Origin of the sequence: Parasphingopyxis sp. (assembly GCF_052168275.1) — a bacterium.
GTDB lineage: Bacteria > Pseudomonadota > Alphaproteobacteria > Sphingomonadales > Sphingomonadaceae > Parasphingopyxis.
On the sequence record NZ_JBQLZM010000154.1, the window covers coordinates 1 to 24,857 of the forward strand.

The following is a 24,857-nucleotide window of genomic DNA, read 5'->3' on the forward strand; positions in this document are numbered from 1 at the left end:
TCGATCCCGATGCGCTGGCGCGGGAACTGGGCGTGCCGGTCGTGCCGACCGTCGCCGTCCGGCGGCGCGGCATAGCGGAGCTCAAGGACGCGATCGGCGGCCGAGTGACCGGCGCCAATCTTCGCGAAATCCAGCCCGGCCGCGGCGACGGCGATGCATTCGACGTCATGCTCGATGCCAAGCGCGCGCGCGCGATCGCGCGGCGGGCGATCATCAGCGAAACGCCCTCCCGGAAGCTCAATCAACGGATCGACGCGGTCGCGCTGCACCCTTTTTTCGGGCCGCTGCTCCTCGCCGGGCTGCTGTTCGTCATGTTCCAGGCGGTGTTCGCCTGGTCGGAAGCGCCGATGGGATGGATCGAAGCCGGACAGGGCTGGCTGACGAGCGGCGCCGACGGTTTGCTCGCCGACGGATATTTCAAGTCCTTTGTCGTCGACGGCGTGATCAACGGCGTCGGATCGGTCCTGGTCTTCCTGCCCCAGATCCTGATCCTCTTCTTCTTCATCCTGCTGCTCGAGGCATCGGGCTACATGACCCGCGCGGCCTTCCTCATGGACCGGCTCATGGCGCGGTTCGGACTTTCGGGCGCATCCTTCATTCCGCTGCTCTCCTCCTTCGCCTGCGCGATCCCCGGGATCATGGCGACCCGGACGATCGCGGATCCGAAGGACCGGCTGACCACGATCCTCATCGCGCCGCTGATGACCTGCTCGGCCCGGCTGCCCGTCTATGCGATCATCATCGCCGCCTTCATCCCGAACGACAGTATCGGCCCGGGAATCGGGTTGCAGGGCGTCGTGCTGTTCGCGCTCTATATCGCGGGTATCGTGGGCGCGATGGGGGCCGCCTTCGTATTGCGCCGCACCGTGGCCAAAGGCGGCTCGGCGAGCTTCATCATGGAAATGCCCAAATATCAGCTGCCGATGCTGCGCGATCTGGTACTCGGCCTGTGGCAGCGCGCCTGGATCTTCCTGAAGCGCGCCGGCACGATCATCTTCGTCACGACGATCGCGCTCTGGGCCCTGCTGTCCTTTCCGCAGGCGCCCGAAGACAGCCCGCTGAGCCAGACCGAATATTCGATCGCCGGGCGCGTCGCCGACGGCCTGCACGTGGTGATGGCGCCGATCGGGTTCAACCAGGAAATCTCGCTCGCGTTGATTCCCGCGATGGCGGCGCGCGAGGTCGCGGTGTCGGCGCTGGCGACCACCTATTCGATCGACGAGAGCGACGAGGCGCAGGCCGAACAGTCGCTGACCCAGCAGCTGCAGAGCCGCTGGACGCTGCCGACCGCGCTCGCCTTTCTCGCCTGGTTCGTCTTCGCGCCGCAATGCCTCTCGACTATCGCCGTGACGCGCCGGGAAACCAATAGTTGGCGATGGCCGGGTTTCATGCTTCTCTATCTTTTCGCGCTCGCCTATCTCGCGGCGGGCGCCACATACTGGACGGCGGTCGCGCTCGGCCTCTGACGCGTTTCGGCGAATACTACCCACATCGCATTCGGCCCGCGCTTGTCGAAACCCGGCCCGTTTTCTAAGCCGGGGCGAAGAGGCGCCGCGGAGATTCGGCGATACGGAATTCTGGGAGACGAGACATGGCGGGCAGCGTCAACAAGGTAATCCTGATCGGCAATCTGGGGCGCGACCCGGAGACGCGGACTTTCAGCAATGGCGGCAAGGTCTGCAATCTGAGGATCGCGACGTCGGAGAGCTGGAAGGACAAGCAGACCGGCGAGCGCCGCGAGCGCACCGAATGGCACAGCGTGGCGATCTTTTCCGAAGGCCTCGCCAATGTCGCCGAACGCTATCTGCGCAAGGGCAGCAAGGTCTATATCGAAGGCCAGCTGCGCACGCGCAAATGGCAGGATCAATCCGGCAATGACCGCTATTCGACCGAAGTCGTGATCGACGGTTTCAACGGCAGCATGACCATGCTCGACGGTCGCGATGGCGGCGGTGGAGGCGGGGGCGGATCCGGCGGCTGGAACGACGGACCGGCCGACAATGACGGTGGCTATGGCGGCGGCCAGTCTTCGGGTTCCAAGCCGGCCGGTGGCGCGTTCGACGACGATCTCGACGACGACGTTCCCTTTTAGGGGCTAGGCGGGGAGCCTAGTCGCCTCTTTTTCCCCCCGCCAGCTGATCGCGAAGGCCCTTGAGCGCGCCGAACGGTCCCGCCTCTTCCTCGCTGATCACGCCCGCTTCTCGCAACGCAGCTTCGGCATTCGCGCTGCGCGGAAACGGATCGAGGGCCAGCGCCATGGTCTGCGCCGCCGCCTCGCCGAGATCGATGGCGCCGTTCGTGTAGATCATGGTCTCGCACTCGTCGGCGCTGAGTTCGATTTCCTCCTCGCCGACAAATCCGTCTTCCGGCACGAAACGCAGGTCGAAATCTGCCTCGATCCGGCTAGCTACCGGCTCGCCGGTGACGACGCACCTTTGCATGACGTCGGCGAACACCCGCCCTCGGGCAAAAATGTCGGATCCCTTGCGGTGAATCTCGGCATCCGCCGAGAGCGTCTGCAGCGCCTGGAGATCGAATCGCTCGGCCAGCGCCTCCCGCTCGTCGGCATCGGCCGCGATTTGGTGCGCGGCGGCCCCGGCGCCGATCGTGTCGATCGCGATCCGTCTCGAAAATTCGGAATCAGCGCTCATGAGAGGTCTGGCAGTCTGCCCGCGATGATCGTCTCGGCCGGTTCGGCGGCGAGGGCGGTACCGAAGCTCTCCAAGCGGCTGGCGGTGTAGGCCAGTTCCCCGTCGCTCGGCGGTTCGCCGCGATAGAGGTTTCGGGCCAGCGCTTCGCGCGTATCGCCGTCCGCCGAAAAGCCCGCGCGATAGGCGGCCAGTCGCCCGCCCAGCGCGCCCATCATCTTGCCGATATGCTTGCCGACGACGATATCGCCGATCCCGAGCTCGCGCAGCTGGCCGTCCATGTCCTCGATGAACAGTTCGGCGAGCAATGCGCTCTGGCTCGCATAGGTCTCGCCGTCCCTTTCGAGCCGCAACAGGACGAGGGCGATGACCGCCGCGATCATGTCGAACCGGCCGTCCTTGGTGTCCGGTACGCCGCCTTGCGCATACCATCGGGGATCGCGGCCACGCTCTACGATGCCGCGATAGAGCGGGATCATCGCCTCGCGCGGACGGTTGCGGTTGAAGAGCCGGTCAAAGAGGGACATGGCGTCGGGTATCGCTCCTTCGATGCGGCCTTGCTATCCGGGTCGCCTTCCGCATATTGAGCGCGATCGATCAAGTTGCAATGCCGGCTGTACGGGCGTTGCGCGTAAGGAGACTGGAATGGCCCGGAAAATGCGGCATATGCCGCTGGTCGCAGCTACCGCGGCGCTGCTCGCGACGAGCCTCTTCACGAGCGGGTGCGCGCGGATTCGCACGCATCAGGGGTATCTCGCCGAACCGATCCTGATCGAATCCATCCAGCCGGGCGTGGACAACCGCGCGTCGGTCCAGGCGACCTTGGGGCGTCCGACCTTCACCAGCCAGTTCACGACGGCCGGCGAAACGCCGACCTGGTATTATGTCTCGCGCGACACGCGCCAGCTGGCATTCGCCCGCCCGAGCCCGGTCGACCAGACCGTTCTGGCCGTCCGATTTGCCGGCGACGGCAATGTCGCAACCGTCGATCGCATCGGGATGGAGCAGGTCGCCTCGATCAACCCCTCGGGCGACGAGACGCCGACCCTCGGCCGCAATCGCGGCTTCTTCGACGAACTGTTCGGCAATATCGGCCGCGTCGGCAGCGTCGGGCAGGGCGGCAGCACCGCCGACAATCCGGGCGGATAGCGGGCGGACGCCGGCCCAACCGGGCCGGTTCCGAAAGACTAGCGCGCGATTCCGCCGGCCGCGAGCACCGCCAGCGTCACCAGTTCGCTGGCGGTCGCCGACATGGTGGCGATTTGCACCGGACGCGCCATGCCGACCAGCATCGGCCCGACCACCGAATCGCCTCCCAGCTCCCGCAGCAGTTTCGCCGACAGGTTCGCCGATTGCAGGCCCGGCATCACGAGCACGTTCGCCGGCTCCGACAGGCGGCTGAACGGATAGCTTTTCATCAGCTGCGGATTGAGCGCGACGTCAGGCGCCATTTCGCCTTCATATTCGAAACTCACCCCGCGTTCGTCGAGCAGGGCGACCGCCTCGCGGATATTTTCGAGCCAATTGCCGGGCGGATTGCCGAAGGTCGAATAGGAAAGAAAGGCTACGCGCGGTTCATGCCCCATGCGCCGCGCCACGGCGGCCGTCTGCTCGGCGATATCGGCGAGCAGTTCCGGCGAGGGGCGCTCGTTGATCGTCGTGTCGGCCATGAAGACGTTATGGTTCCGGCCGACCAGCATATGGATGCCGAACGGGCGGCGCCCCTCGATCGGATCGATCACTTTCATCACCTGGCTCAGCGACTGGCTGAACTGACGGGTGACGCCGGTGATCATCACATCGGCCTCGCCGAGCGCGAGCAGGAGGGCGCCGAATATGTTGCGGTCGTTATTGACCATCCGCTCGCAATCGCGGCGCAGAAAGCCGCGCCGTTGCAGCCGGTCGTAGAGAAAGTCGACCATTTGCGTGACCATCGGCGAATTGCGGCTGTTGTGATATTCGAAGCTGTCCGGCTCGTCGACGCCGAGCGCCCGAAGCCGTTCGGGCACGTCGTCGCGCCCGACCAGCACCGGTATGCCATAACCGCCGTCGCGGAACTGGATCGCGGCGCGCAGGACGACCTCTTCCTCGCCTTCGGCGAACAGCACGCGGCGCGGCTGGGCCCGGGCCTGTTCGTAGGCGAGGGTCAGCACCGAGTTGGTCGGGTTCAATCGCGATTTCAGCGTGTGCCGGTAATTCTCCATGTCGAGGATCGGCTGGCGCGCGACACCCGAGTCCATCGCGGCCTGGGCGACCGCGGCCGGAACGATTTCCATCAGGCGCGGGTCGAACGGCGCCGGGATGATGTAGTCCGGCCCGAAACTGTGCGACGTGCCATAGGCTGCCGCGACTTCCTCCGGCACCTGTTGCCGCGCCAGCGCGGCCAGCGATTTTGCCGCCGCGATCTTCATCTCCTCGTTGATCGTCGTCGCCCGCACATCGAGCGCGCCGCGGAAGATGAAGGGAAAGCCGAGCACATTGTTGACCTGATTGGGATAGTCCGACCGGCCGGTGGCGATGATTGCGTCGGGCCGCACGGCCTTCGCGTCTTCGGGCCGGATCTCCGGATCGGGATTGGCCATGGCGAAGATGATCGGCTTCTCGCCCATCGATCTGACCATGTCCTGATCGACGACGCCGGCCACCGAGAGACCGAGGAATATGTCGGCCCCTTCCATCGCTTCGCGCAAGGTGCGCTTGTCCGTCGGCGCGGCATGGGCGGACTTCCACTGGTCCATCGCCTCTTCGCGCCCCTGATAGATGACGCCCTTGGAATCGCACATCAGCACCCGGTCGCTGGGCGCGCCCATCGCCTTGATCAGCTCGGTACACGCGATCGCCGCCGCGCCCGCGCCGGAGACGACCATATCGACGTCCGTGATGTCGCGCCCGGTCAGGTGCAGCGCATTGATTACGCCGGCCGCGGCGATGATCGCGGTGCCGTGCTGGTCGTCGTGGAAGACCGGAATATTCATCCGCTCGCGCAGCGTCTGCTCGATGATGAAACAGGCCGGCGCGCCGATATCTTCCAGATTGATGCCGCCGAAACTCGGCTCCATGATCTCGACCGCGCTGATGAACTTGTCGACATCCTCGGTATCGAGCTCAATATCGATAGAGTCGACGTCGGCAAAGCGCTTGAACAACACCGCCTTGCCCTCCATCACCGGCTTCGACGCGAGCGCGCCGAGATTGCCGAGCCCGAGGATCGCGGTGCCGTTGGAGATGACGGCGACGAGATTGCCCTTGGCGGTATAGTCGTAGGCGGCGGCAGGATCCTCCGCGATCGCCTTGACCGGCACCGCGACGCCCGGCGAGTAGGCGAGGCTCAGGTCGCGCTGGGTCGCCATCGGCTTGGTGGCGACGATCTCGATCTTGCCCGGCCGCTCATGCGAGTGAAAGAGGAGCGCCTCGCGCTCCGAAAACTCGACATTGCTGTGATCGCTCATCATCTTCTCCTGTGGATGATTTCGTGGATAACCGGGCCCTCGTACCCAATCGCCTTTTGGGGCATGGCGGCGGCGGCGGCAAGTCGCTATCCCGGGATTCGACATGGCGACACAGGTGAAAAAGAAGCGCGCCGCCAAGGCCGGCCCGACGCCGATGATGGCGCAATATCTGGCGCTCAAGGAGAGCGTGCCCGATTGCCTGCTCTTCTATCGCATGGGCGACTTTTTCGAACTGTTCTTTGACGATGCCAGACAGGCCGCCGCGACCCTCGATATCGCGCTGACGGCGCGCGGCGAGCATGACGGCGAACCCATTCCGATGTGCGGCGTGCCCGCGCACAGCCATGAGGCCTATCTGGCCCGGCTGATCAAGGCCGGTCATCGCGTCGCGATCGCCGACCAGACGGAAACGCCCGAGCAGGCCAAGAAGCGCGCGGGATCGAAGGCGCTGGTCGGCCGCGCGATCATCCGCGTCGTCACGGCGGGTACCCTGACCGAGGAAACGCTGCTCGACGCGAAATCGGAGAACTGGCTGGTCGCCGTCGCCGAAACCGGTGGGGCGCTGGGGATCGCCGCGGCGGATATCTCGACCGGGCGCTTTACCCTGGCCATGGCCGAACCCGCTATGCTCGACGCCGAGCTGGCCCGGCTGTCCGCCGCCGAACTGATCGTGCCGGAGGGCTTCGCGAACGCGCCGGACGATGCCCAGATCTGCCCGAAAACGGATTTCAGCAGCATTGGTGCCGAGAAGCTGCTGAAAAGCCTGTTCGGCGTGGCGACGCTCGATGGTTTCGGCGAATTCGACCGGGCCGAGCTGGCGGCGGCGGGCGGGTTGCTCGCCTATCTCGAAACCGCCGGCCAGGGCGACCTGCCCTTCCTGCAGCCGCCGCGCCGCCACCGGACCGGCGATCACATGCTGATCGACGCCGCGACGCGAGAGAGCCTGGAACTGACCCAGGCGGCGGGCGGCGGCCGCAAAGGCAGCCTGCTCGGCTGTATCGATCAAAGCGTTACCGGCGCCGGCGCCCGGTTGCTGGCCGCCGATCTTTCCGCGCCGCTCACATCGACGGCGGCCATCGAGGCGCGGCTCGATCTCGTCCAGCTGTTCGAAGCCGACGCCGCCCGGCGCGACGATCTCCGCGCCGCCCTGAAAGCGCTGCCCGATATCGGCCGGGCGCTGGGGCGCCTCGTTGCCGGGCGCGGCACGCCGCGCGATCTGGGATTGTTGCGGGACGGACTCGGAGCCGCGCGCGATCTTCATACCAGCCTGTCCAGGATCGAGGCGCCACCGGCGCTCCTGACCGAATTGCTGCCGGCGCTGACCGGGCATGGCGCACTGACCGACCATCTCTCCCGCGCGCTTGTCCCATCGCCGCCGATCGATATCGCCAAGGGCGGCTATATCGCCGAAGGCTATGATGCCGCGCTGGACGATCTCCGCGAAACGGCGGGCGCGGGTCGCAAGGCGATCGCCGGGCTGGAGGCGCGCTATCGCGAGACGACGGGAATTTCCAGCCTCAAGATCAAGCACAACAATGTGCTCGGTTATCATATCGAAGTGCCTTCGCGGCATGCCGATGCGCTGATGAGTGCGGACTCCGGTTTCACCCATCGCCAGACGCTGGCCGGGGTGGTGCGTTTCAATGCGCCCGATCTCCATGACGAGGCGCAGCGCGTCATGCAGGCGGGCGCGCATGCGCTCGCCGCCGAGGCCGCGCATCTCGAGGAGCTGATCGAGACGGCCCTCGCCGACAAGGATCGCCTCGCCGCGACCGCCGATGCGCTGGCGCGGCTCGACGTCGCCGCCGCACTCGCCGAACAGGCGGCGCTGTGCGGCTGGACCCGGCCCCGGCTCGCGGGCCATCCCTGTTTTCAGGTCGAGGGCGGCCGCCACCCGGTCGTCGAGCGCGCGGTCGAGCAGCAGGGCGAACGGTTCGTCGCGAACGATTGCAGGCTTTCCCCGGAGGAACGGCTCTGGATCGTGACCGGCCCCAATATGGGCGGCAAATCGACCTTTCTGCGCCAGAATGCCCTGATCGCGGTGCTCGCCCAAGCGGGCAGCTACGTCCCCGCCGCCGCGGCCGAGCTCGGGATCGTCGACAAGCTGTTTTCGCGGGTCGGCGCGTCGGACAATCTGGCGCGCGGTCGCTCGACCTTCATGGTCGAAATGGTCGAGACCGCGGCGATCCTCGCGCAGGCGACGGAGAACAGCCTCGTCATTCTCGACGAGGTCGGGCGCGGGACGTCGACCTATGACGGACTCGCCATCGCCTGGGCGGTGGTCGAGGCGGTCCATGACGTGAACCGGTGCCGGTGCCTGTTCGCCACCCATTATCACGAGCTGACCCGGCTCGCCGAACGGCTCGACGCGCTGTCGCTCCACCATGTCCGCGCCCGCGAATGGAAGGGCGATCTGGTGCTGCTCCACGAGCTGGCCGAGGGGCCGGCCGATCGCAGTTACGGCCTCGCCGTCGCCAAGCTGGCGGGGCTGCCCAGCGAGACCGTGGCGCGCGCCAAATCGGTGCTCGCCAAGCTCGAAGCCGGGCGCGCCTCGACCGGCGGATTGGCGGCCGGGCTTGACGATCTGCCGTTATTTTCCGCCGATGTCGCTCAGGAAGAGGATCGCGCCGATCCCCTGCGCGAGGCGCTCGAGGCGATCCATGCCGACGATCTCAGCCCGCGCGAGGCGCTGGACCTCGTCTACCGCCTCAAACGGCTGGCGGACGAGGGCGACGCCGCCTAGATTGCGCCGATGCCCAGCACTCCCATCCCCAATCGGCGCGCGATTATCGACCGGCGCGAAGTCGCCGCGACGCTGCACGGACTCGAAGCGGAAGGGACGGCGGAACTGCGCGCCGCGGCCGTCGGTGCGTTGCGCGACGCCATGGATTCGGGACGCGGGGAAATCGCGGCGCGGCTTGCCGACAAGCCCTCGCGCGGGTCGGTCATCGCGCACAGCTATGCCTTTCTCTACGACCAGCTGCTCCGGCTGATTTACGATTTCACCGTCCAGCGCCTTCATTCGAACAGCAACCCCTCGGATGCCGAACGGCTGACCCTGATCGCCGTCGGCGGCTACGGCCGCAGCGAGCTGGCGCCCTTTTCCGATCTCGATATCGGATTCCTGACCCCCTACAAGCAGTCGCCCTGGTGCGAACAGGTGATCGAATCGATCCTCTATACGCTGTGGGATCTGGGGCTGAAGGTCGGTCATTCGAGCCGCTCGCTCGACGATATGGTGCGCATGGCGAAGAGCGATCTGACGATCCGCACGGCGCTGCTCGAAGCGCGATATCTGTGGGGCGACGAACGCCTGTATGACGAGGCGACGCGGCGCTTCTATACCGAGGTCGTCGAGGGCACGGCGCAGGCCTTCACCGCCGGAAAACTCGAAGAACGCGATGCGCGGCACGAGCGGATGGGCGACAGCCGCTACGTCGTCGAACCCAATGTGAAGGATGGCAAGGGCGGCTTGCGCGATCTCCATACATTGTTCTGGATCGGCCGCTATGTGCACAAGGTCCGCGATCTGGGGGAACTGGTCGAACACGGCCTGCTCACCGCGGAGGAACTCAAGCAGTTTCGCAGGGCGCGCGACTTCCTGCTCGCAGTGCGCTGTCACCTCCATCTGCTTTCGGGTCGGCCGGAAGAGCGGCTGACCTTCGACGTCCAGCCCGAGATCGCCAAGCGGATGCACTATGCGGAGCGCACGGGGAAATCGGCGGTCGAACGGTTCATGCACCATTATTTCCTGGTCGCGAAACAGGTGGGAAACCTGACCGGCGTTTTTCTCGCGCACCTGGACGAGCAATATGGACCGCGCGGGCGGCGGTTCGTGATGCCGACGCTGCGCCGCAAGCCGCGCAAGCTCAACGGCTTCACGCTGGACCGGGGACGGCTTTCGATTCCCGAAGACGGTTTTTTCGTGGAAGATCCGGTCCGGCTGATCGAAATGTTCGCGCTCGCCGACAAGCACGGGCTCGAGATCCATCCGGTGGCGATACGCCAAGCTGGCCGCGACGAGAAGATGGTCGCGACGATCCGGGACGATCGCCGCGCCAACGCGCTGTTCCTCGACGTGCTGACGAGCCCGCGCGACCCCGAAACGGTATTGCGCTGGATGAACGAGGCGGGAATTTTCGGTCGCTTCGTTCCCGATTTCGGCCGCGTCGTCGCGCAGATGCAGTTCGACATGTATCACCATTATACGGTCGACGAGCATACGATCCGGGCGATCGGTCTCCTCTCCAAGATCGAAAGCGGGCTGCTCAAGGAAGACCATCCCCTGTCCCACCATGTCATGCGGACGCTCGTGTCGCGGCGGGTGCTTTACGTCGCCGTTCTGCTGCACGACATCGCGAAGGGACGGGGCGGCGACCATTCGCTCCTCGGCGCCGAAGTGGCGGACGAACTGTGCCCGCGCCTCGGCCTGGACGCCGGCGAAACCCAGACTGTGGCGTGGCTTGTGCGCTGGCATCTGCTGATGTCGGCGACGGCTTTCAAGCGGGACCTTTCCGACCCCAAGACGATCGAGGATTTCGTGCTCGCGGTGAAGAGTCCCGAACGATTGAAACTGCTGCTCGTGCTGACCGTCGTCGATATCCGCGCCGTCGGGCCGGGCGTCTGGAACGACTGGAAACGCCAGCTGCTGACCGATCTGTTCGGGGCGGCGGAGGAAACCCTCCGGCTGGGCCACAAGCATCAGGGCCGGGATTCGCGAATCGACGCCGCGCAGCAGGCGCTGGCTCAGGCGCTGGGCTGGTCGGACGCGGATACGAAGCGGCTCTTCAAGCGGATGCCCCGCGCCTATTGGATCGCCGAGAATGAGGAAACCGCCGCGGCCAATGCCCGGCAGATGGCCGAGGCGGAGGCGCGGGGCGAAAAACTCTCGATAGTCGCGGAACCGGACCCCGAGCGCGGCGCGACGATGGTGACCGTCTATACCGCCGACCATCCCGGACTGTTCTACCGGCTCGCCGGCGCCGTCGACATGGCCGGCGCGAATGTCATCGACGCGCGCATCTATACCACGCGGGACGGCATGGCGCTCGACAATATCCTGGTTCAGGATCCGTTCGGCGGGACGTTCGCCGATCCGGGCCAGCTTCAGCGGCTCGAAACCGCAATCCGCGACGCGCTCGCCAACAAGCACAAGCTGAAGGAGCGCCTCGAGGCGCGGCCGCTGCCGCGGGCGCGGGCGGAAGCCTTCCATATCGAACCGCTGGTGTTGATCGATAACAAGGCATCGAACCGCTACACCGTGATCGAAGTGAATGCGCTCGACCGGCCGGCCTTGCTCAACAGCCTCACCCATGCGCTGTTCCAGTCCAAGGCGACGATCCGCTCGGCGCATATCGCCACCTATGGCGAGCGGGCCGTCGACACATTCTATCTGACCGACCTGTTCGGCGAGAAAATCCTGAATCCGGGGCGGCTCAAGGCTCTGCAGAAGCGCCTGCTCAAGGCCGCGGCTCCGCCGCGCGAGAATGAGAAGGAAGCGGCCTAGGCCGGTTGCGGTTCGGGCGGCCGGTTCGGGCGTTCGCGTTTTTCGAGCTGTTCCTCGGGCGCCTCGGGCGGGGCATAGCTGACGACGATGTCGCCGGGCTCGACGACCGGCCGCGCGTCGGTCGAATAGAAGAGCAGGCGCCGGTCGGGCTTGAGGACGCAGATGAGCAGCGCCTCGGTATCCAGGTTCTGCTTGAGATCCTCTATCCCGAACTTGTCGGTGATCTTGGTGCGGGTGAAGACCCAGTCGGCGTCCTCGCATTTGAGCAGATCGTCGATCGTTGGCGCCGAACGCATCAGGACGCGCCCGCGGGCGTGATAGGCCTCCCGATCCCGGTCCGTCCCGATCTGGCTGACCGAATCATACCCCATCTCCGGCCCCAGATCGTCGCAGATCAGGGCGTTGTAGGCATCGTTGTCGGTCGCCGCGATCAGCTCCTGAAACTGGCCGAGATCGAGATGCTCCTGGGTAACCTCGTCGAGGATATCGCCGCGATAGACGTCGAGTCCGCGGCGTTTGGCCGCCCGCAGCGCATATTGCGAGGGGTCCGCGATCGTGACCGGTATCTCCATCTTCTTGAGCAGTTCGCCGAAATCGACGGTCCAGCGATTGGCGCCGACGAGCAGCACGCCGTTCGCATCTCCCTGGTCGAGATCGAGCCGCCTGGCCCACCATTTCGCGGAAAAGCCGTGGGCGAAGATCGTGGCGATGACGACGCCGAAGGAGAGCGGGATCAGCGCTTCGGCATCTTCGATGCCGTAATCGATGAGCCGGATCGCGAAGAGGCCGGTGATCGCCACGGCAACGATGCCGCGCGGCGCGATCCAGGCGATGAACAGGCGCTCGTTCCATGGCACACTCGAAAAGAGCAGCGAGACCAGGATGGTCAGCGGCCGGACGACGAACAGCAGCAGGATCAGAAATCCGGTAAAGCGCAATACGCCTTCGACCGGATCGGGCGAGGTCGTCTGGAAGCTGGTGATGACTTCCCAGTCGAGCGTCGCCGAGAGCAGGATGAACACGCCGGAAATCAGGAGAACGGCCAGATCCTCCTTGAACCGGCGCAGCGCGTGGCTGGAAAACATCGGCCGGTTCGCCATCACGACGCCCATGACCGTGACCGTGACCAGCCCGGTCTCGTGCTGGATGATATCGGCGAGGACGAACCCCCCGATCACCAGGATCAGCAGCGTCGGCGCTTTCAGATATTCGGGGACATAGCCGCGTGGGAAGAACCAGGTCACGCCCCAGCCGAGCGCCGCGCCGAGCAGTGCGGCGATGAAGGTCGAACCGAGGACGTCGAAGCTGATCGCCGCGATGTTGGTACCCGTGCCGCCATAGGTGATATAGGCGAAGATGAAGACGGCCAGCAGCGCCCCGATCGGATCGTTGACGATCCCTTCCCATTTCAGGATGTTCGAGACGCGCGGGCCGACGCGCAAGGTGCGCAGCATCGGGCCGATCACCGTCGGCCCGGTGACGACCAGGATGCCGCCGAACAGCGCCGACACCTCCCAGCTCAGCCCGGCGCCGTAATGCGCGGCGAGGGTTCCGAGGAACCAGCCGAGCGGAACGCCGATCACCACCACGCGCATCACCGCCCAGCCGGCCTGGCGCAACTCCCGGAAATTGAGGCTGAGCCCCCCCTCGAACAGGATCACCGCCACCGCGAGCTTGATGATGGGCTCCATCAGAGCCCCGAAATCTCTTTCGGGATTTATGAGGCCGCCGCGGAAGAATTCGTGCGGAATGAGTGCGCTGACCGGTCCGACCAGGATTCCCACGATCAGCATCAGCGCGATAGCCGGGCGCCCCGTCCGCCAGGCGATCCATTGCGCGCCGACCCCGGCAACGCCAATCACCGCGATCTTCACCATAAGGGAGTCGAGCGCCATTACCTGTCCATGCCGGGGAAACCGCCTTTCATCAACAGATTGTTAAAGCGCCGCGAAAAGAGCCCGCGCCCGTTCGACGGGCGCGGGCTCTCTTGAAGATCCGGCTGACGGCGCGGCTAGAAGCGCGTGCGGACCGTTACGCCATAGGTGCGCGGCTCGGCGAGGAATGCCGAATAGGTCTGCTGCGGTGCGATGAACGGCGTGTTGAACGCGACCTGGGTATAGTCCTCGTCGAACAGGTTCTGCGCCCAGACTTCGAGCGACCAGCGATTGTCCGGCCCGCGGATGCCCACGCGGCCGTTCACGACGATGAACGATTCCTGCTCCTTGCCGAACAGCAGGTCGGAGCCGGTGTTGTAACCGCTCGTCATGCGCGTGTTCAGATAGAAGAGACCGCTCAGGCCGCTATTGCCGATCGGCGGCGTCCAGCTCATCGCGCCGGTCACGACAAGGTCCGGTGCGTTGGAAAGCTGATCGCCGGGCAGCAGGCGCAGGGCCGGGTCGAGCGGCGTGCCGTCGTCCTGGCCGATCAGATTGTTCTCGTAGGACGTATCGACATAGGTGAAGCCGGCATTGAAGGCGAGATAGTCGGTCGGGTTGATCGTCGCCTCGACTTCTATGCCCTGCGAGATCACGCCCGGCTCAACATCGTCGGGTGCGCAAGCGCCCGTGAGGCCTCCGGTATCGCGATCCGCGCCGCCAAGATCGGTGCCGCAGCTATTGATATTCTGGACCAGGAAGACCGTGCCGTTGAAGGTGTTCAGCTGGAAATTGCTGAATTCCTGCCGGAAGGCGGCGGCGCTGATCGTGAAGTCCCGGCCCGTATATTTGGCGCCGATCTCGAACGCGTCGACCGTTTCCTCGTCGAACTGCAGATTGGCCGGGTTGTTGAGCACCGCCGGTCCGACGATCACCGACAGGTTGGTCTGCCCGGTCAAATCGGCCGGGCTGTAGAACGCGCCGGTCAGCGCCGAGCGGTCCAAGTTGAAACCGCCCGCCTTATAGCCGCGCGAATAGCTGGCATAGAGCAGGAGGTCGTCGAGCGGGCGATAGGAGAGGACCACCGTGCCGGTGAATTCCTCCTCGCTCCGCTCGTCCGTGATATTGAGCGCGTTCAGTTCGGTCGACGAGTTGCCCTGACAGGTCAGCGAAATCAGCGCCCCGGCGAGCCCCGCCAGAGGCGTCGTCAGAAGCGGGCTCTGGAGCGCGCGCTGAGTCGGGCAGAACGCGTTGTTATTGTTGAAGTTGATGTCGAGGGTCTTGTTCTCGTTGGTGTAACGGGCGCCGATCGTCAGATCGAGACGGTCGGTGATGTGGATGATGTTATGCGTGAAGAAAGCGAAGTTTTCGCTGTTCTGCATATATTGCGTGCCGTTCGAACCGACGTTGTTGACCTGCGACAGGATGTCGAGACCGCCCAGAATGGCGGGCGTCGCCGCGCCGAAGGCCGGCGTCGTGCCCGGCGCGGTGCCGTCGAGGATCGCGCGGCCGGTCGGGCTCAGACAGCCTTGGCCGCCCGGCGAAACGAGCGCCGGATTGACCGCAAGGATCACGCGGCACGGCGCGAATGCGCCATACTGGCTGCCGAACTTCAGGTTGTCGGTAACCGTCAGATCCTCGTTGGCGTAATAGGCGCCGACCAGCCAGTCGAGCACGCCGTCGAAGGCCTCGCCCTGCAGGCGCAGTTCCTGGCTGAAGGTTTCGAACCGCCGCGAACCCGCATCGTCGCCCGGTGCGCGGAACAGGATGTCGACGCCGGTATAGTCGGTGTCGGACGCCTGGTTGTTGTCATATTCGCGATAGGCGGTGATCGAGGTCAGCTGTGCGCCGCCGATATCCCAGTCGGCCTGCAGCGAAATGCCCCAGTCCTCGGTTTCGCCCGCATAGGAGCGGCCTGCGGTCGGATAGATGTTCCGGTCGTAGGGATCGTCGGTGAAGGCGCGCGGATCCTGCCCGAGCGCGAGCAGGATCGGAATGATCGGGTTCTGCGTGCTGACCAGCGAGCCGTTGCCGCCGGGTCCGGCAAAGGGATTCAGGGACGCGTTGATCGTCGCGCCCGGAGAGACTTCGGGAGTCACGAAAACCGCCGCGCAGCATTCCTCGTCCTTGTTGGAATAATCGCCGATCAGGCGGAAGCTGAGATCGGGCGTCGCTTCCCACAGCGCCTGGGCGCGAACGAGATAGCGATCCTGATTGTTGACCGAGCCACCGTTGACGACATCGTCATAGAAGCCGTCGCGCTCCAGATAGACGCCGTCGATACGCGCGGCGACCGTGCTGCCGACCGGGAAGTTCAGCCCGCCCTCGAGCCGGATCGTGTCGAAATTGCCGTAGGTGGCCGCGGCATAGCCTTCCATGTCGAAGGACGGACCCTGGGTCACGATGTTGATCAGGCCCGCCGACGCATTCCGGCCGAACAGCGTGCCCTGCGGGCCGCGCAGCACTTCGACGCGCTCGACCGGGCCGAGCTCGTTGAGGCCGGCGCCGGAGCGCGAGCGGTAGACGCCGTCGATGAAGACCGCGACCGAGCTTTCCAGGCCCGGATTGTCGCCGACCGTGCCGATGCCGCGGATACGCGCCGAGCCGTTCGCTTCGTTGCCGGTCGAGGAGACGAGCAGCGACGGCGCGAGCTGGTTGAGCTGGCGGATGTCGTTGGCGCCCGAATTCTGGAGGCTCTCGGCGTTGACCGCGCTGACCGCGATCGGAACGTCCTGCAGCCGCTGTTCGCGGCCCTGGGCGATGACGACGATGACATTGTCGTCGGTCGCCGCATTCTGGGCGACGTCGGTCGGGGTTTCCGTGTCTTGGGCCACGGCGGGCGAAGCGATCGCGGCAAGGCCGGCGGTCGCGAGCAACAGGGATTTACGCATGGGTTCGTCTCCAGTTCGGGATATTTTGTTTTTATAGTTGGAGGCTTTCTATAATTTTCGGTGAGGAACGCCAGCGAATCCGATGGTTGCGCGGCCTTAGGCTGCGCCGGTGATGCGTTTGGGCAACACGCCTGATGCTGGCGGTTAACCGCGCTTGGCGGTATCGAAGAGCCTGCCGAGCCGGTTCGGATGAAGGGGAGAAATCGAGATGGCGGTCACGGGAATGGGCGGACTGTTCTTCCGGGCGAAGGATCCGGATGGGCTAACCCAATGGTATCGAGAGCATTTTAACCTAGGCGGCGGGGATAGCTGGTGGCATCAGGCGGCCGGACCGACCGTATTCGCGCCGTTCAAGCAGGACAGTGATTATTTCAGCGCAGAGAAAGCGTTCATGATTAATTTCCGCGTCGACGATCTCGCAGGGATGATCGCGGCGCTCGAAGCGGCGGGGATCGACGTCCAGCGCAAGGACGATTGGGACATGGACGGCAGCTATGGCCGTTTCGCCCGCGTCCACGATCCCGAAGGCAATGCCATCGAACTGTGGGAGCCGCCGGCCGAACTGCCGGACGGCTGACCGGGCCGAAGCCAGGCTAGCGGTCCGGGGCCTGGGCGCCGCCCAGCGAGGGCGGAACGCGCTTCTCGACGGCGGGCGTCATGCCGCTCGGCCGGCGGACGAGCAGGATGGCGGCGAAGATCATCGCCATGCCGACCGCGTCGACCGCCGTCAGTATCTCGGCGAACCACAGGAAACCCAGCAGTCCGGAGAAGAGCGGCTGGACGAGCAATCCGATCCCGCTGGCGAGCGGCGGGAGATGGGGCAGCGCGTAGATGATGAGGCCCTGGCCGGCGACCTGGCTGCTCAGTGCCAATATGAGCAGCGGCGTCCAGTCCTGCGGCCAGAAGGCGCCGCCGTCCGAGAGCGCGACCGGCAGCAGAAACAGCGCACCGGCGATCGTCGCGAAGCTGAGGGCCGACAATGCGGACAGCCCGGCGCGCGCCTTGTTCATCACGATCAGATAGCCGGTATAGAAGACCGCCGCGAGCAGGCAGAGCAGGTCGCCGGAGAGATTCACGGGCGACACGGAGGCCGATTGCCCGGCCAGCGTCACGATCCCGGCGGCCGCCAGCAGCAGCGCGAGTCCGGCCGTCCGCGTCGGCCAGCGCCGGATGACGGCATAGCCCCAGATCGGGAACAGGAAGGCGGTCGCGTTGGCGAGCAGGGTCGAGTTGGCGAGGGTCGTGCGCGCGATGCCGAAATGCCAGCTGGCGAGGTCCGCCGCGAAGAACAGGCCGCCCAATATCAGCCAGAGCGCGCTCCGGCCCGATGGCAGCGGCGGAACACGGCCCTCGATGGCGCGCACCAGCAGGATCAGCATCGGGGCGCCGATCGCGAGCCGCCAGAATGCCGACTGGACCGCGCCGACATCGGCCAGCCGCACGAACAGCGGCCCGGCGGACAGAACGATGCTGCCGAGCAGGAAAAGCGGGAAGGCGAAACGAAGCGAAGCCGTCATCGCCGCCCCATGCGCGCATCGGACGGCGGATTCAATCGACGATGTCAGAGGCGCCTTATTTGGGCGCGAGCACCATCAGCATCTGCCGGCCTTCCATTCTCGGATGGGCTTCGGTCTTGGCGGTTTCCTTGGTGTCTTCCTGTACGCGGCGCAGCAGATCCATGCCGAGTTCGCGGTGCGAAAGCTCGCGACCGCGGAACCGCAAGGTGACCTTCACCTTGTCGCCATCGTCGATGAACTGGTGCACCTTCCTCATCTTCACGTCATAGTCATGATCGTCGATGTTCGGGCGCATCTTGATCTCTTTGATGTCCTGCGTCTTTTGCGATTTGCGCGCGAGATTGGCCTTTTTCTGCGCCTCATACTTGTATTTGCCGACGTCGAGGAACTTCGCGACGGGCGGGTCCGCATTGGGCGAAACCTCGACCAGATCGAGGCCGACATCGGCGGCCTGTTCGATCGCTTCGTTGGTAAGCAATACGCCCAGATTCTCGCCATTTTCGTCGATCACGCGGACCTTTGGCGACTGAATGAACTGATTGTAGCGCGGGCCGTTCATCGGCGGTGCCGCGGGGCGGCGGGTCATCGGGGGGCGTATAGCAGTATCTCCTGTTACCGGGCGCGACACTGCGCCCGTGTCCTTAATATACGGTGCTTCGGCGCGGAATCAAAGCCGTGCTTTGCGCCGGTGCCGATTGAACCATGCTATCGCAGGTCGGGCGGCGTCGCCTCGGCGGCGAGCATCGCCACCAGTTCGTCGAGCGCCATCACCTTCTGATGCTCGTCCGATCCGAGCCGCCGCAGGGCGATGGTGCCCTCCTCCGCCTCGCGTTTGCCGACGACCAGCAGGTTGGCAACCTTGGCGAGGCTGTGTTCGCGCACCTTGTAGTTGATCTTCTCGTTGCGCAGATCGGTCTCGACCCGGATGCCGGCCTCGCGCAAACGCGCGGAGACCTGTTCGGCATAGTCGTCGGCGTCCGAGACGATCGTCGCGACGACCGCCTGAACCGGGGCCAGCCAGAGCGGCAGCTTACCGGAATAATGCTCGATCAGGATACCGATGAACCGTTCATAGGTGCCGATCACCGCGCGATGGAGCATCACCGGCCGATGGCGGTCGCCATCCTCGCCGACATAGCTCGCATCGAGCCGCTCGGGCAGCACGCGGTCCGACTGGATCGTGCCGACCTGCCAGGTCCGTCCGATCGCATCGGTCAGGTGCCATTCGAGTTTCGGCGCGTAAAAGGCGCCTTCGCCGGGCAGCTCCTCCCAGCCATAGTCTTCGGTCGCCAATCCCGCCTCGACCACGGCGTTGCGCAGTTCGTCTTCCGCCTTGTCCCAATCCTCGTCGGAGCCGAAACGCTGTTCGGGCCGCAAAGCCAGCTTGATCGCATAGCCCTCGAATCCGAAATCGCGATAGACGCGATCGGTGAGTTCGCAGAAGCGCCGCACCTCGTCGACGAGCTGGTCCTCGCGCACGAAGATATGGCCGTCATCCTGCGTCATCTGGCGAACGCGGAGCAGGCCGTGCAGCGCGCCGTGCGGCTCGTTGCGGTGGCAACACCCCATTTCGGCCATGCGGATCGGCAGGTCGCGATAGCTCTTGATGCCCTGGCGGAAAATGAGGACATGCGCGGGGCAGTTCATCGGCTTCAGCGCCATCATGTCGGCGTCGCCCGAAACGATCGGTCCCTCGTCTTCGGTCGAGGGAATCTCGTCGGGCACGACGAACATGTTCTCGCGATACTTGCCCCAATGGCCCGATTGCTGCCATTGCCGCGCGTCCATCAGCTGCGGCGTCTTGACCTCGGCATAGCCGGCCTCGTCGATCCGGCGGCGCATATAGGCCTCCAGTTCGCGCCAGATGATATAGCCCTTGGGATGCCAGAACACGCTGCCCTGCGCTTCCGGCTGGAGGTGGAACAGGTCCATCTCCTGGCCGAGCTTGCGATGATCGCGCTTGGCCGCTTCCTCGAGCCGGTGGAGATGCTGGGCGAGTTGCTTCCGGTCGAGCCAGCCCGTTCCGTAGATGCGCGACAGCTGCGGATTGCGCTGGTCGCCGCGCCAATAGGCGCCCGATACGCGCAGCAGCTTGAACGCCTTGGGGTCGAGCTTGCCGGTCGACGCCAGGTGCGGGCCGCGGCACATGTCCATCCAGTCGTCGCCCGACCAGTAGACGCTCAGTTCCTCGCCCTCAGGAAGCTCGGCGGCCCATTCGGCCTTGAACGTCTCGCCGTTCTTCTCCCAGCGTTCGATCAGCGCGTCGCGCTCCCAGACTTCGCGGCGCAGCGGTTTGTCCGCCGCTATGATGCGGCGCATCTCTTCCTCGATCGCCGGCAGGTCGTCGTCCGTAAACGGCCGGTCCTTGGGCGCGAAGTCGTAATAGAAGCCGTCCTCGGTCGAGGGGCCGAAGGTGATCTGCGTGCCCGGGAAGAGGGACTGCACCGCTTCGGCCAGCACATGCGCATAATCGTGCCGCGCCAGTTCGAGCGCCTCGGCCTCGTCGCGCGATGTGATCAGCGCCAGTTCGGTATCGCGCTCCAGCGGGCGCATGATGTCGCGCACCTCGCCGTCGATTTTCGCCGCGAGCGCGGCCTTGGCGAGCCCGGGTCCGATATCCGCCGCGATATCCGCCGGGGTCGTGCCGGGCTCGACTGCGCGCACCGATCCGTCGGGAAGTGTGATGGAAATCATATCGGCCATCGAACTGTTCGCTACTCCTAAGCGGCATTTTCGCCAGCGGCTGCCTTAGATGGGGGTTGAAGCAAGTCAAGCAACAGCATGGCCGCCGGGAGCGGCATGATCGCGTTTTTGCGCGATCCGGAAACTTTTAACGGATGGGGCGTTAGGGTCCCAACGAATGAAAACAGGGAGTTAGCATCATGCGTATCGCCGGGGCCGTTTTGTTCATGGTTGCCGCCGCATCCTTCGTCCTCGCCTGCACGGTGCCGAATGGCCAAAATGCCGCGATCGTCGGCGCCGACGCCGGCGTGCTCCAGAGCGTCGACGCCCAGCCGGTGCGCATCAAGCCGGATGCGGCCAAGCCCGACAGCATGGTGGGCGAACCCGCCGAGGCCTTGCTCCACCAAAGCTGATCGAGACGCGCCCCGCGCCGCGTCGGGCCAAGTTGCATTTTCATCGTCGATATGCGCATCGCTACGGGCGATGGCAGGGGATTCTCCAGGGGCCTGTCTCGTTATCGGGGCGGGCGACGACACGGGCGGCGCGATCGCCCGCGCCTTCGCACGGGAGGGGCTGGCGGCCTGTCTCGTCCGGCGCCCGCGGCATGCCGAGGCGCTCGAGACGCTGGCGGACGGCATCCGGTCTGACGGCGGGATCGCCCATGCCATGCCGGTCGATGCGCGGGACGAGGACGCGATGATGGCGCTCGTCGCGCGGATCGAGCAAGATGTCGGTCCGATCGAGGCGGCCGTCTTCAATATCGGCGCGAACGTCAATTTTCCGATCACCGAGATGACCGCCCGCGTCTACCGCAAGGTCTGGGAGATGGCGGCCTTTGCCGGTTTCCTGATGGGCCGGGAAGTGGCCAGGAATATGGTCGCCCGCGGCCGGGGCACGATCCTCTTCACCGGCGCCACGGCCAGCCTGCGCGGCGGACCCGGATACAGCGCCTTTGCCGGGGCGAAGTTCGCGCTCAGGGCTCTGGCCCAGTCGATGGCGCGGGAGCTCGGGCCGAAGAACGTCCATGTCGCCCATGTCGTGATCGACGGGGCGATCGATTCGAAGTTCATCCGCGAAAACCTGCCCGATGTCGATGCGAAGCGCGACGAGGGCGCCATCCTGTCGCCCGATGCGATCGCCGCCAATTATGTGATGCTGCACAAGCAGCCGCGCAGCGCCTGGACCCACGAGCTGGACCTCAGGCCCTGGAAGGAGAACTGGTAGTCATGAGCGTAACCGTCGATTTCATCTTCGATTTTGCGAGCCCTAACGCCTATCTCGTGCATCGCGTCTTGCCGGGGATTGTCGAGCGCACCGGTGCGACGTTCCGCTACATCCCCTGCCTGCTCGGCGGCATATTCAAGGCGACGGGCAACCAGGCCCCGATGATCGCCTATGCGCCGATCCCCAACAAGCTGGCCTATGAGCAGCTCGAATTCCGCCGTTTCATCGAGAGCCACGCGCTGTCGGACTTCAACTTCAACCCGCACTTCCCGGTCAATACGGTCCTGCTTCAGCGCGGCGCGCTGGCGGCCGAGCGCGAGGGCCGGCTGATGGACTATGTCGAGGCGGGCCTCCACCATATGTGGGAAGCGCCGAAAAAGATGGACGATGCCGAGGTCTATGCCGACGCGATGCGCGAGTCGGGTTTCGACGGCGCCGCGCTGGTCGAAGCGGCGCAGGATCCGGCGATCAAACAGGCCCTGATCGACAATAGCTCGGCGGCCGTGGAGCGCGGCGCGTTCGGCATTCCGACCTTTTTCGTCGGCGACGAGATGTTCTTCGGCAAGGAACGGCTCGGCCAGGTCGAGGACGCGGCGGCCGCAGGTTAGGGCGCCCGGCCCGCCGTCCGGGCTTCGCATTCGCGCCAAGGGCGATTACAGCGACGGGGAATCGCACGCAACAAGGGGCATCCGGGTGACTGAACTTCGCTATCACGAGCGGGCCGGCCGGCCGCGTCTCGCCTATCGCCATCGCGAAGGCATCGGGCCGACCCTCGTCTTCCTGCCCGGCTACATGTCCGACATGACGGGCTCGAAAGCCAATGCGGTGATGGCCTATGCCGAAGCCGAGGACCGCGCCTGTCTTTTGCTGGATTACGCCGGATGCGGGTCGAGCGATGGCGAGTTCGAGGAACAGAGGCTGACCGACTGGCGCGACGACGTCATGGACCTCGTCAATGCCCTCGTGCTCGGGCCGGTCGTGCTGATCGGATCGTCGATGGGCGGCTGGCTGATGCTGCTCTGCGCGCTCGCCCATCCCGAGCGGGTCTCGGCGCTGGTCGGGATCGCGGCGGCGCCGGATTTCACCGATTGGGGCTTCACCCAGGACGAGAAGCTGACGATTTTGCGCGACGGGAAGCTCGAACAGCCGTCCGACTATGACGATTCACCCTATGTCACGAGCCGGACCTTTTTCGAAAGCGGCGAGGCCAGCCGGCTGCTCGGCACCGAGATCGCGATCGATTGCCCGGTCCGGCTGATCCATGGCCAGCAGGACCGGGACGTCCCCTGGGAATATTCGGTTCGCCTCGCGCGGCAGCTGCGTTCAGCCGATGTCCATGTCATGCTCGTCAAGGATGGCGATCACCGGCTGTCGCGCATCGCGGATGTCGCACGGCTCCTGGCCCAAATAGAATGGCTGCTCGAAAGCCTGAAAGCGTCGTGACTTGAGTTTTCTGCTTGCCCTCCTTGCCATGCAGGCGGCCCCGCCGCCCATCGACCCGATCCTGATCCCGCCGCGCGAGGAAAGCGGCGTCGAGATCGAATCCGCGGCCATGGCCCGGGCCCAGCGCCTGCTGAACTGCATGCGGCTGGCCGATTCGGATCCCGATGCCGCGATCGCCGAGGGCGCGCGCTGGGCGCTGACCGACGGCGGAATCGAGGCCGAGCTGTGCCTCGGCGTCGGCTATGAACACAAGGCGGACTGGGATGCCGCCGAGCGCGCCTATCTGCGCGCGCACGACCTTGCGGAAGCCGTGGACGATACCCGCAGCACGGGCATCCTCGCCAATGCCGGCCGCGTCGCGCTGCGAAAGGGCGATGCGGCGGCCGCGAAGGCGCGGTTCGATACGGTGCTCGCCGATCCGGATCTCGGCGCCGATGTGCGCGGCAATATCCTGCTCGAGCGCGCCCAGGCGCATGTCGTGCTGGAGGATGGCGATGCGGCCCAGGCCGATCTCATCGCCGCGCAGGCGCTGCTGCCCAACGACAATGCCGTCTGGCTGCTGTCGGCGACCCTGGCGCGGCGGCAGGGCGATCTGGATGCCGCGGGCGACTTCATCGACCGGGCGCTCGAACTCGACCAGAATGACGCCGCGACGCTGCTCGAAGCGGGCAATATCGCGATCGGGCTGAACGCCTATGACATCGCCGAACAGGCCTGGACGCGCGCCGCCGCCGCGGACCCGGACGGCGTGCCGGGCCAAGCCGCCACGCGCAATCTCGAGCGGCTGGCTGCGTTGCTCGCGGAGGGGCCCGGGGTACCGGTGGAACTGCCCGAAGGCATGGAAGCCGGGCCTTCCGAGCCGGCAGACCCGCAACCTCAATCCAGATAGAAATCGATCGTCGTGACGACGCGGACCTGCTTGTAGGGCGTGTCGGCGACGCCATAGCCGCCGGCGTCTCCGTCGCGCGACTCGATCGAGAAATAGCCCTGCGTCGCGCTGCGGATGCCGCCGACATCGGTGCCGCTGTCCTCGGCGAACTGATTGGCCGATGCGCGGGCGTCGCGCGTCGCCTCGGCGATCATTTCCGGCTTGATCTCGTTCAGCCGGGTGAAGGTGAAGCTCATGCCCGACCCCTCCTCGAGCACGACGCCGCGGCGCACGAGATCGAACTGGCGGGCGACGGCGTCCTGCGCCCGCTCGATATCGGTGGTCCGGAGCTGCATCCGCTGGCGGATCGTATAGGTCTGCTGGCCGATATTGTTGCTATATTGCGAGACGTTGACCCCCGAGGGCTGCAATGCCTCGGCCTCGAAGCCCAGCTCCCCGAAAAAGGCGCGGATCGCCTCGGTGTCGCGGTCGATATCGGCCTGCGCCTCGGCAAGGTTCGACGATTGCGCCGAATAGGAGATCGTCCAGGTCGCGAGATCCGCCGTCACCTCGCGCTCGGCGAGCCCGCGCACGGTTACCGACCGGTCCGCCATGCGGGCGCGCAACAGCCCGTCGCCGAGCAGATAGCCGCCCGCGATCATGCTTACGCCGAGCACCCCGCTGGCGATCAGGATCGTGCGCGAGTCCGGCATCCGCCAGCCCCGGCCGTTGTTTTCGCTGTGTTCGTCTGTCAT

Annotated in this window: 20 protein-coding genes; 11 read left to right on the top strand and 9 right to left on the bottom strand. The window is 65.5% G+C overall.

Annotated features, from left to right (window positions below; genetic code table 11):
* Both feoB and ssb read left to right on the top strand, forming a co-directional pair.
* A partial coding sequence (feoB, locus tag ACTS1X_RS14310; RefSeq protein WP_442615083.1) for a ferrous iron transporter B occupies positions 1–1,466 on the top strand: 1,466 nt, incomplete at its 5' end.
* 125 nt (positions 1,467–1,591) lie between these two features.
* A complete protein-coding gene (gene ssb / locus ACTS1X_RS14315) occupies positions 1,592–2,092 on the top strand; it encodes a single-stranded DNA-binding protein (protein WP_442615084.1) in 501 nt (166 codons plus the stop codon).
* Positions 2,093–2,108: 16 nt separating this feature from the next.
* Here the strand turns inward: ssb and ACTS1X_RS14320 are convergent, their stop codons facing one another.
* Together ACTS1X_RS14320 and ACTS1X_RS14325 are read right to left on the bottom strand one after the other, a co-directional pair.
* On the bottom strand, positions 2,109–2,651 hold the full coding sequence (locus ACTS1X_RS14320) for a YceD family protein (protein WP_442615085.1): 543 nt from the start codon (positions 2,649–2,651) through the stop codon (positions 2,109–2,111).
* A complete protein-coding gene (locus tag ACTS1X_RS14325) occupies positions 2,648–3,175 on the bottom strand; it encodes a ubiquinol-cytochrome C chaperone family protein (RefSeq protein WP_442615086.1) in 528 nt (175 codons plus the stop codon). Before ACTS1X_RS14325 ends, ACTS1X_RS14320 begins: the two co-directional genes overlap by 4 nt.
* A gap of 118 nt (positions 3,176–3,293) precedes the next feature.
* On the opposite strand from ACTS1X_RS14325, the gene ACTS1X_RS14330 reads away from it, so the two are divergent.
* Entirely contained in the window at positions 3,294–3,797 is a 504-nt protein-coding gene (locus ACTS1X_RS14330; protein ID WP_442615087.1) for an outer membrane protein assembly factor BamE, read from the top strand.
* Between the two features lie 38 nt (positions 3,798–3,835).
* Here ACTS1X_RS14330 and ACTS1X_RS14335 read toward each other — a convergent pair whose 3' ends face one another.
* Positions 3,836–6,097: an NADP-dependent malic enzyme gene (locus ACTS1X_RS14335; RefSeq protein WP_442615088.1), complete on the bottom strand. Its 2,262-nt coding sequence runs from the start codon at positions 6,095–6,097 to the stop codon at positions 3,836–3,838.
* Positions 6,098–6,200: 103 nt separating this feature from the next.
* On the opposite strand from ACTS1X_RS14335, the gene mutS reads away from it, so the two are divergent.
* Entirely contained in the window at positions 6,201–8,840 is a 2,640-nt protein-coding gene (gene mutS / locus ACTS1X_RS14340; RefSeq protein ID WP_442615089.1) for a DNA mismatch repair protein MutS, read from the top strand.
* Between the two features lie 9 nt (positions 8,841–8,849).
* Complete coding sequence (locus ACTS1X_RS14345; RefSeq protein ID WP_442615090.1) at positions 8,850–11,603, top strand: [protein-PII] uridylyltransferase; 2,754 nt, start codon at positions 8,850–8,852, stop codon at positions 11,601–11,603.
* Here ACTS1X_RS14345 and ACTS1X_RS14350 read toward each other — a convergent pair.
* Together ACTS1X_RS14350 and ACTS1X_RS14355 are read right to left on the bottom strand one after the other, a co-directional pair.
* Entirely contained in the window at positions 11,600–13,498 is a 1,899-nt protein-coding gene (locus tag ACTS1X_RS14350) for a cation:proton antiporter (RefSeq protein ID WP_442615091.1), read from the bottom strand. The genes ACTS1X_RS14345 and ACTS1X_RS14350 overlap by 4 nt on opposite strands.
* A 116-nt stretch (positions 13,499–13,614) precedes the next feature.
* Positions 13,615–16,368: a TonB-dependent receptor gene (locus ACTS1X_RS14355; RefSeq protein ID WP_442615092.1), complete on the bottom strand. Its 2,754-nt coding sequence runs from the start codon at positions 16,366–16,368 to the stop codon at positions 13,615–13,617.
* A gap of 208 nt (positions 16,369–16,576) precedes the next feature.
* Between ACTS1X_RS14355 and ACTS1X_RS14360 the strand changes: the two genes are divergently transcribed.
* Positions 16,577–16,945: a VOC family protein gene (locus ACTS1X_RS14360; protein ID WP_442615093.1), complete on the top strand. Its 369-nt coding sequence runs from the start codon at positions 16,577–16,579 to the stop codon at positions 16,943–16,945.
* Between the two features lie 16 nt (positions 16,946–16,961).
* Here the strand turns inward: ACTS1X_RS14360 and ACTS1X_RS14365 are convergent, their stop codons facing one another.
* From ACTS1X_RS14365 to thrS, 3 genes are all read right to left on the bottom strand, one after another.
* On the bottom strand, positions 16,962–17,885 hold the full coding sequence (locus tag ACTS1X_RS14365; protein ID WP_442615094.1) for a DMT family transporter: 924 nt from the start codon (positions 17,883–17,885) through the stop codon (positions 16,962–16,964).
* A 55-nt stretch (positions 17,886–17,940) separates the two neighbouring features.
* Complete coding sequence (gene infC / locus ACTS1X_RS14370; RefSeq protein ID WP_442615095.1) at positions 17,941–18,471, bottom strand: translation initiation factor IF-3; 531 nt, start codon at positions 18,469–18,471, stop codon at positions 17,941–17,943.
* A gap of 119 nt (positions 18,472–18,590) precedes the next feature.
* Positions 18,591–20,588, bottom strand: coding sequence for a threonine--tRNA ligase (gene thrS, locus ACTS1X_RS14375; RefSeq protein ID WP_442615096.1), 1,998 nt, complete (start codon positions 20,586–20,588; stop codon positions 18,591–18,593).
* A gap of 179 nt (positions 20,589–20,767) precedes the next feature.
* Between thrS and ACTS1X_RS14380 the strand changes: the two genes are divergently transcribed.
* The 5 genes from ACTS1X_RS14380 (at position 20,768) to ACTS1X_RS14400 (ending at position 24,123) form a co-directional block, all read left to right on the top strand.
* On the top strand, positions 20,768–20,980 hold the full coding sequence (locus ACTS1X_RS14380; protein ID WP_442615097.1) for a hypothetical protein: 213 nt from the start codon (positions 20,768–20,770) through the stop codon (positions 20,978–20,980).
* A 70-nt stretch (positions 20,981–21,050) separates the two neighbouring features.
* Positions 21,051–21,791, top strand: a complete 741-nt coding sequence (locus ACTS1X_RS14385; protein ID WP_442615098.1) for an SDR family oxidoreductase — start codon at positions 21,051–21,053, stop codon at positions 21,789–21,791.
* Positions 21,792–21,793: 2 nt separating this feature from the next.
* Positions 21,794–22,399: a 2-hydroxychromene-2-carboxylate isomerase gene (locus ACTS1X_RS14390; protein WP_442615099.1), complete on the top strand. Its 606-nt coding sequence runs from the start codon at positions 21,794–21,796 to the stop codon at positions 22,397–22,399.
* 85 nt (positions 22,400–22,484) lie between these two features.
* Complete coding sequence (locus ACTS1X_RS14395; RefSeq protein WP_442615100.1) at positions 22,485–23,234, top strand: alpha/beta fold hydrolase; 750 nt, start codon at positions 22,485–22,487, stop codon at positions 23,232–23,234.
* A gap of 1 nt (position 23,235) precedes the next feature.
* Positions 23,236–24,123: a tetratricopeptide repeat protein gene (locus ACTS1X_RS14400; RefSeq protein ID WP_442615101.1), complete on the top strand. Its 888-nt coding sequence runs from the start codon at positions 23,236–23,238 to the stop codon at positions 24,121–24,123.
* Here ACTS1X_RS14400 and ACTS1X_RS14405 read toward each other — a convergent pair.
* Positions 24,111–24,815, bottom strand: a complete 705-nt coding sequence (locus ACTS1X_RS14405; RefSeq protein ID WP_442615108.1) for an SIMPL domain-containing protein — start codon at positions 24,813–24,815, stop codon at positions 24,111–24,113. The genes ACTS1X_RS14400 and ACTS1X_RS14405 overlap by 13 nt on opposite strands.
* Positions 24,816–24,857: the final 42 nt, after the last annotated feature.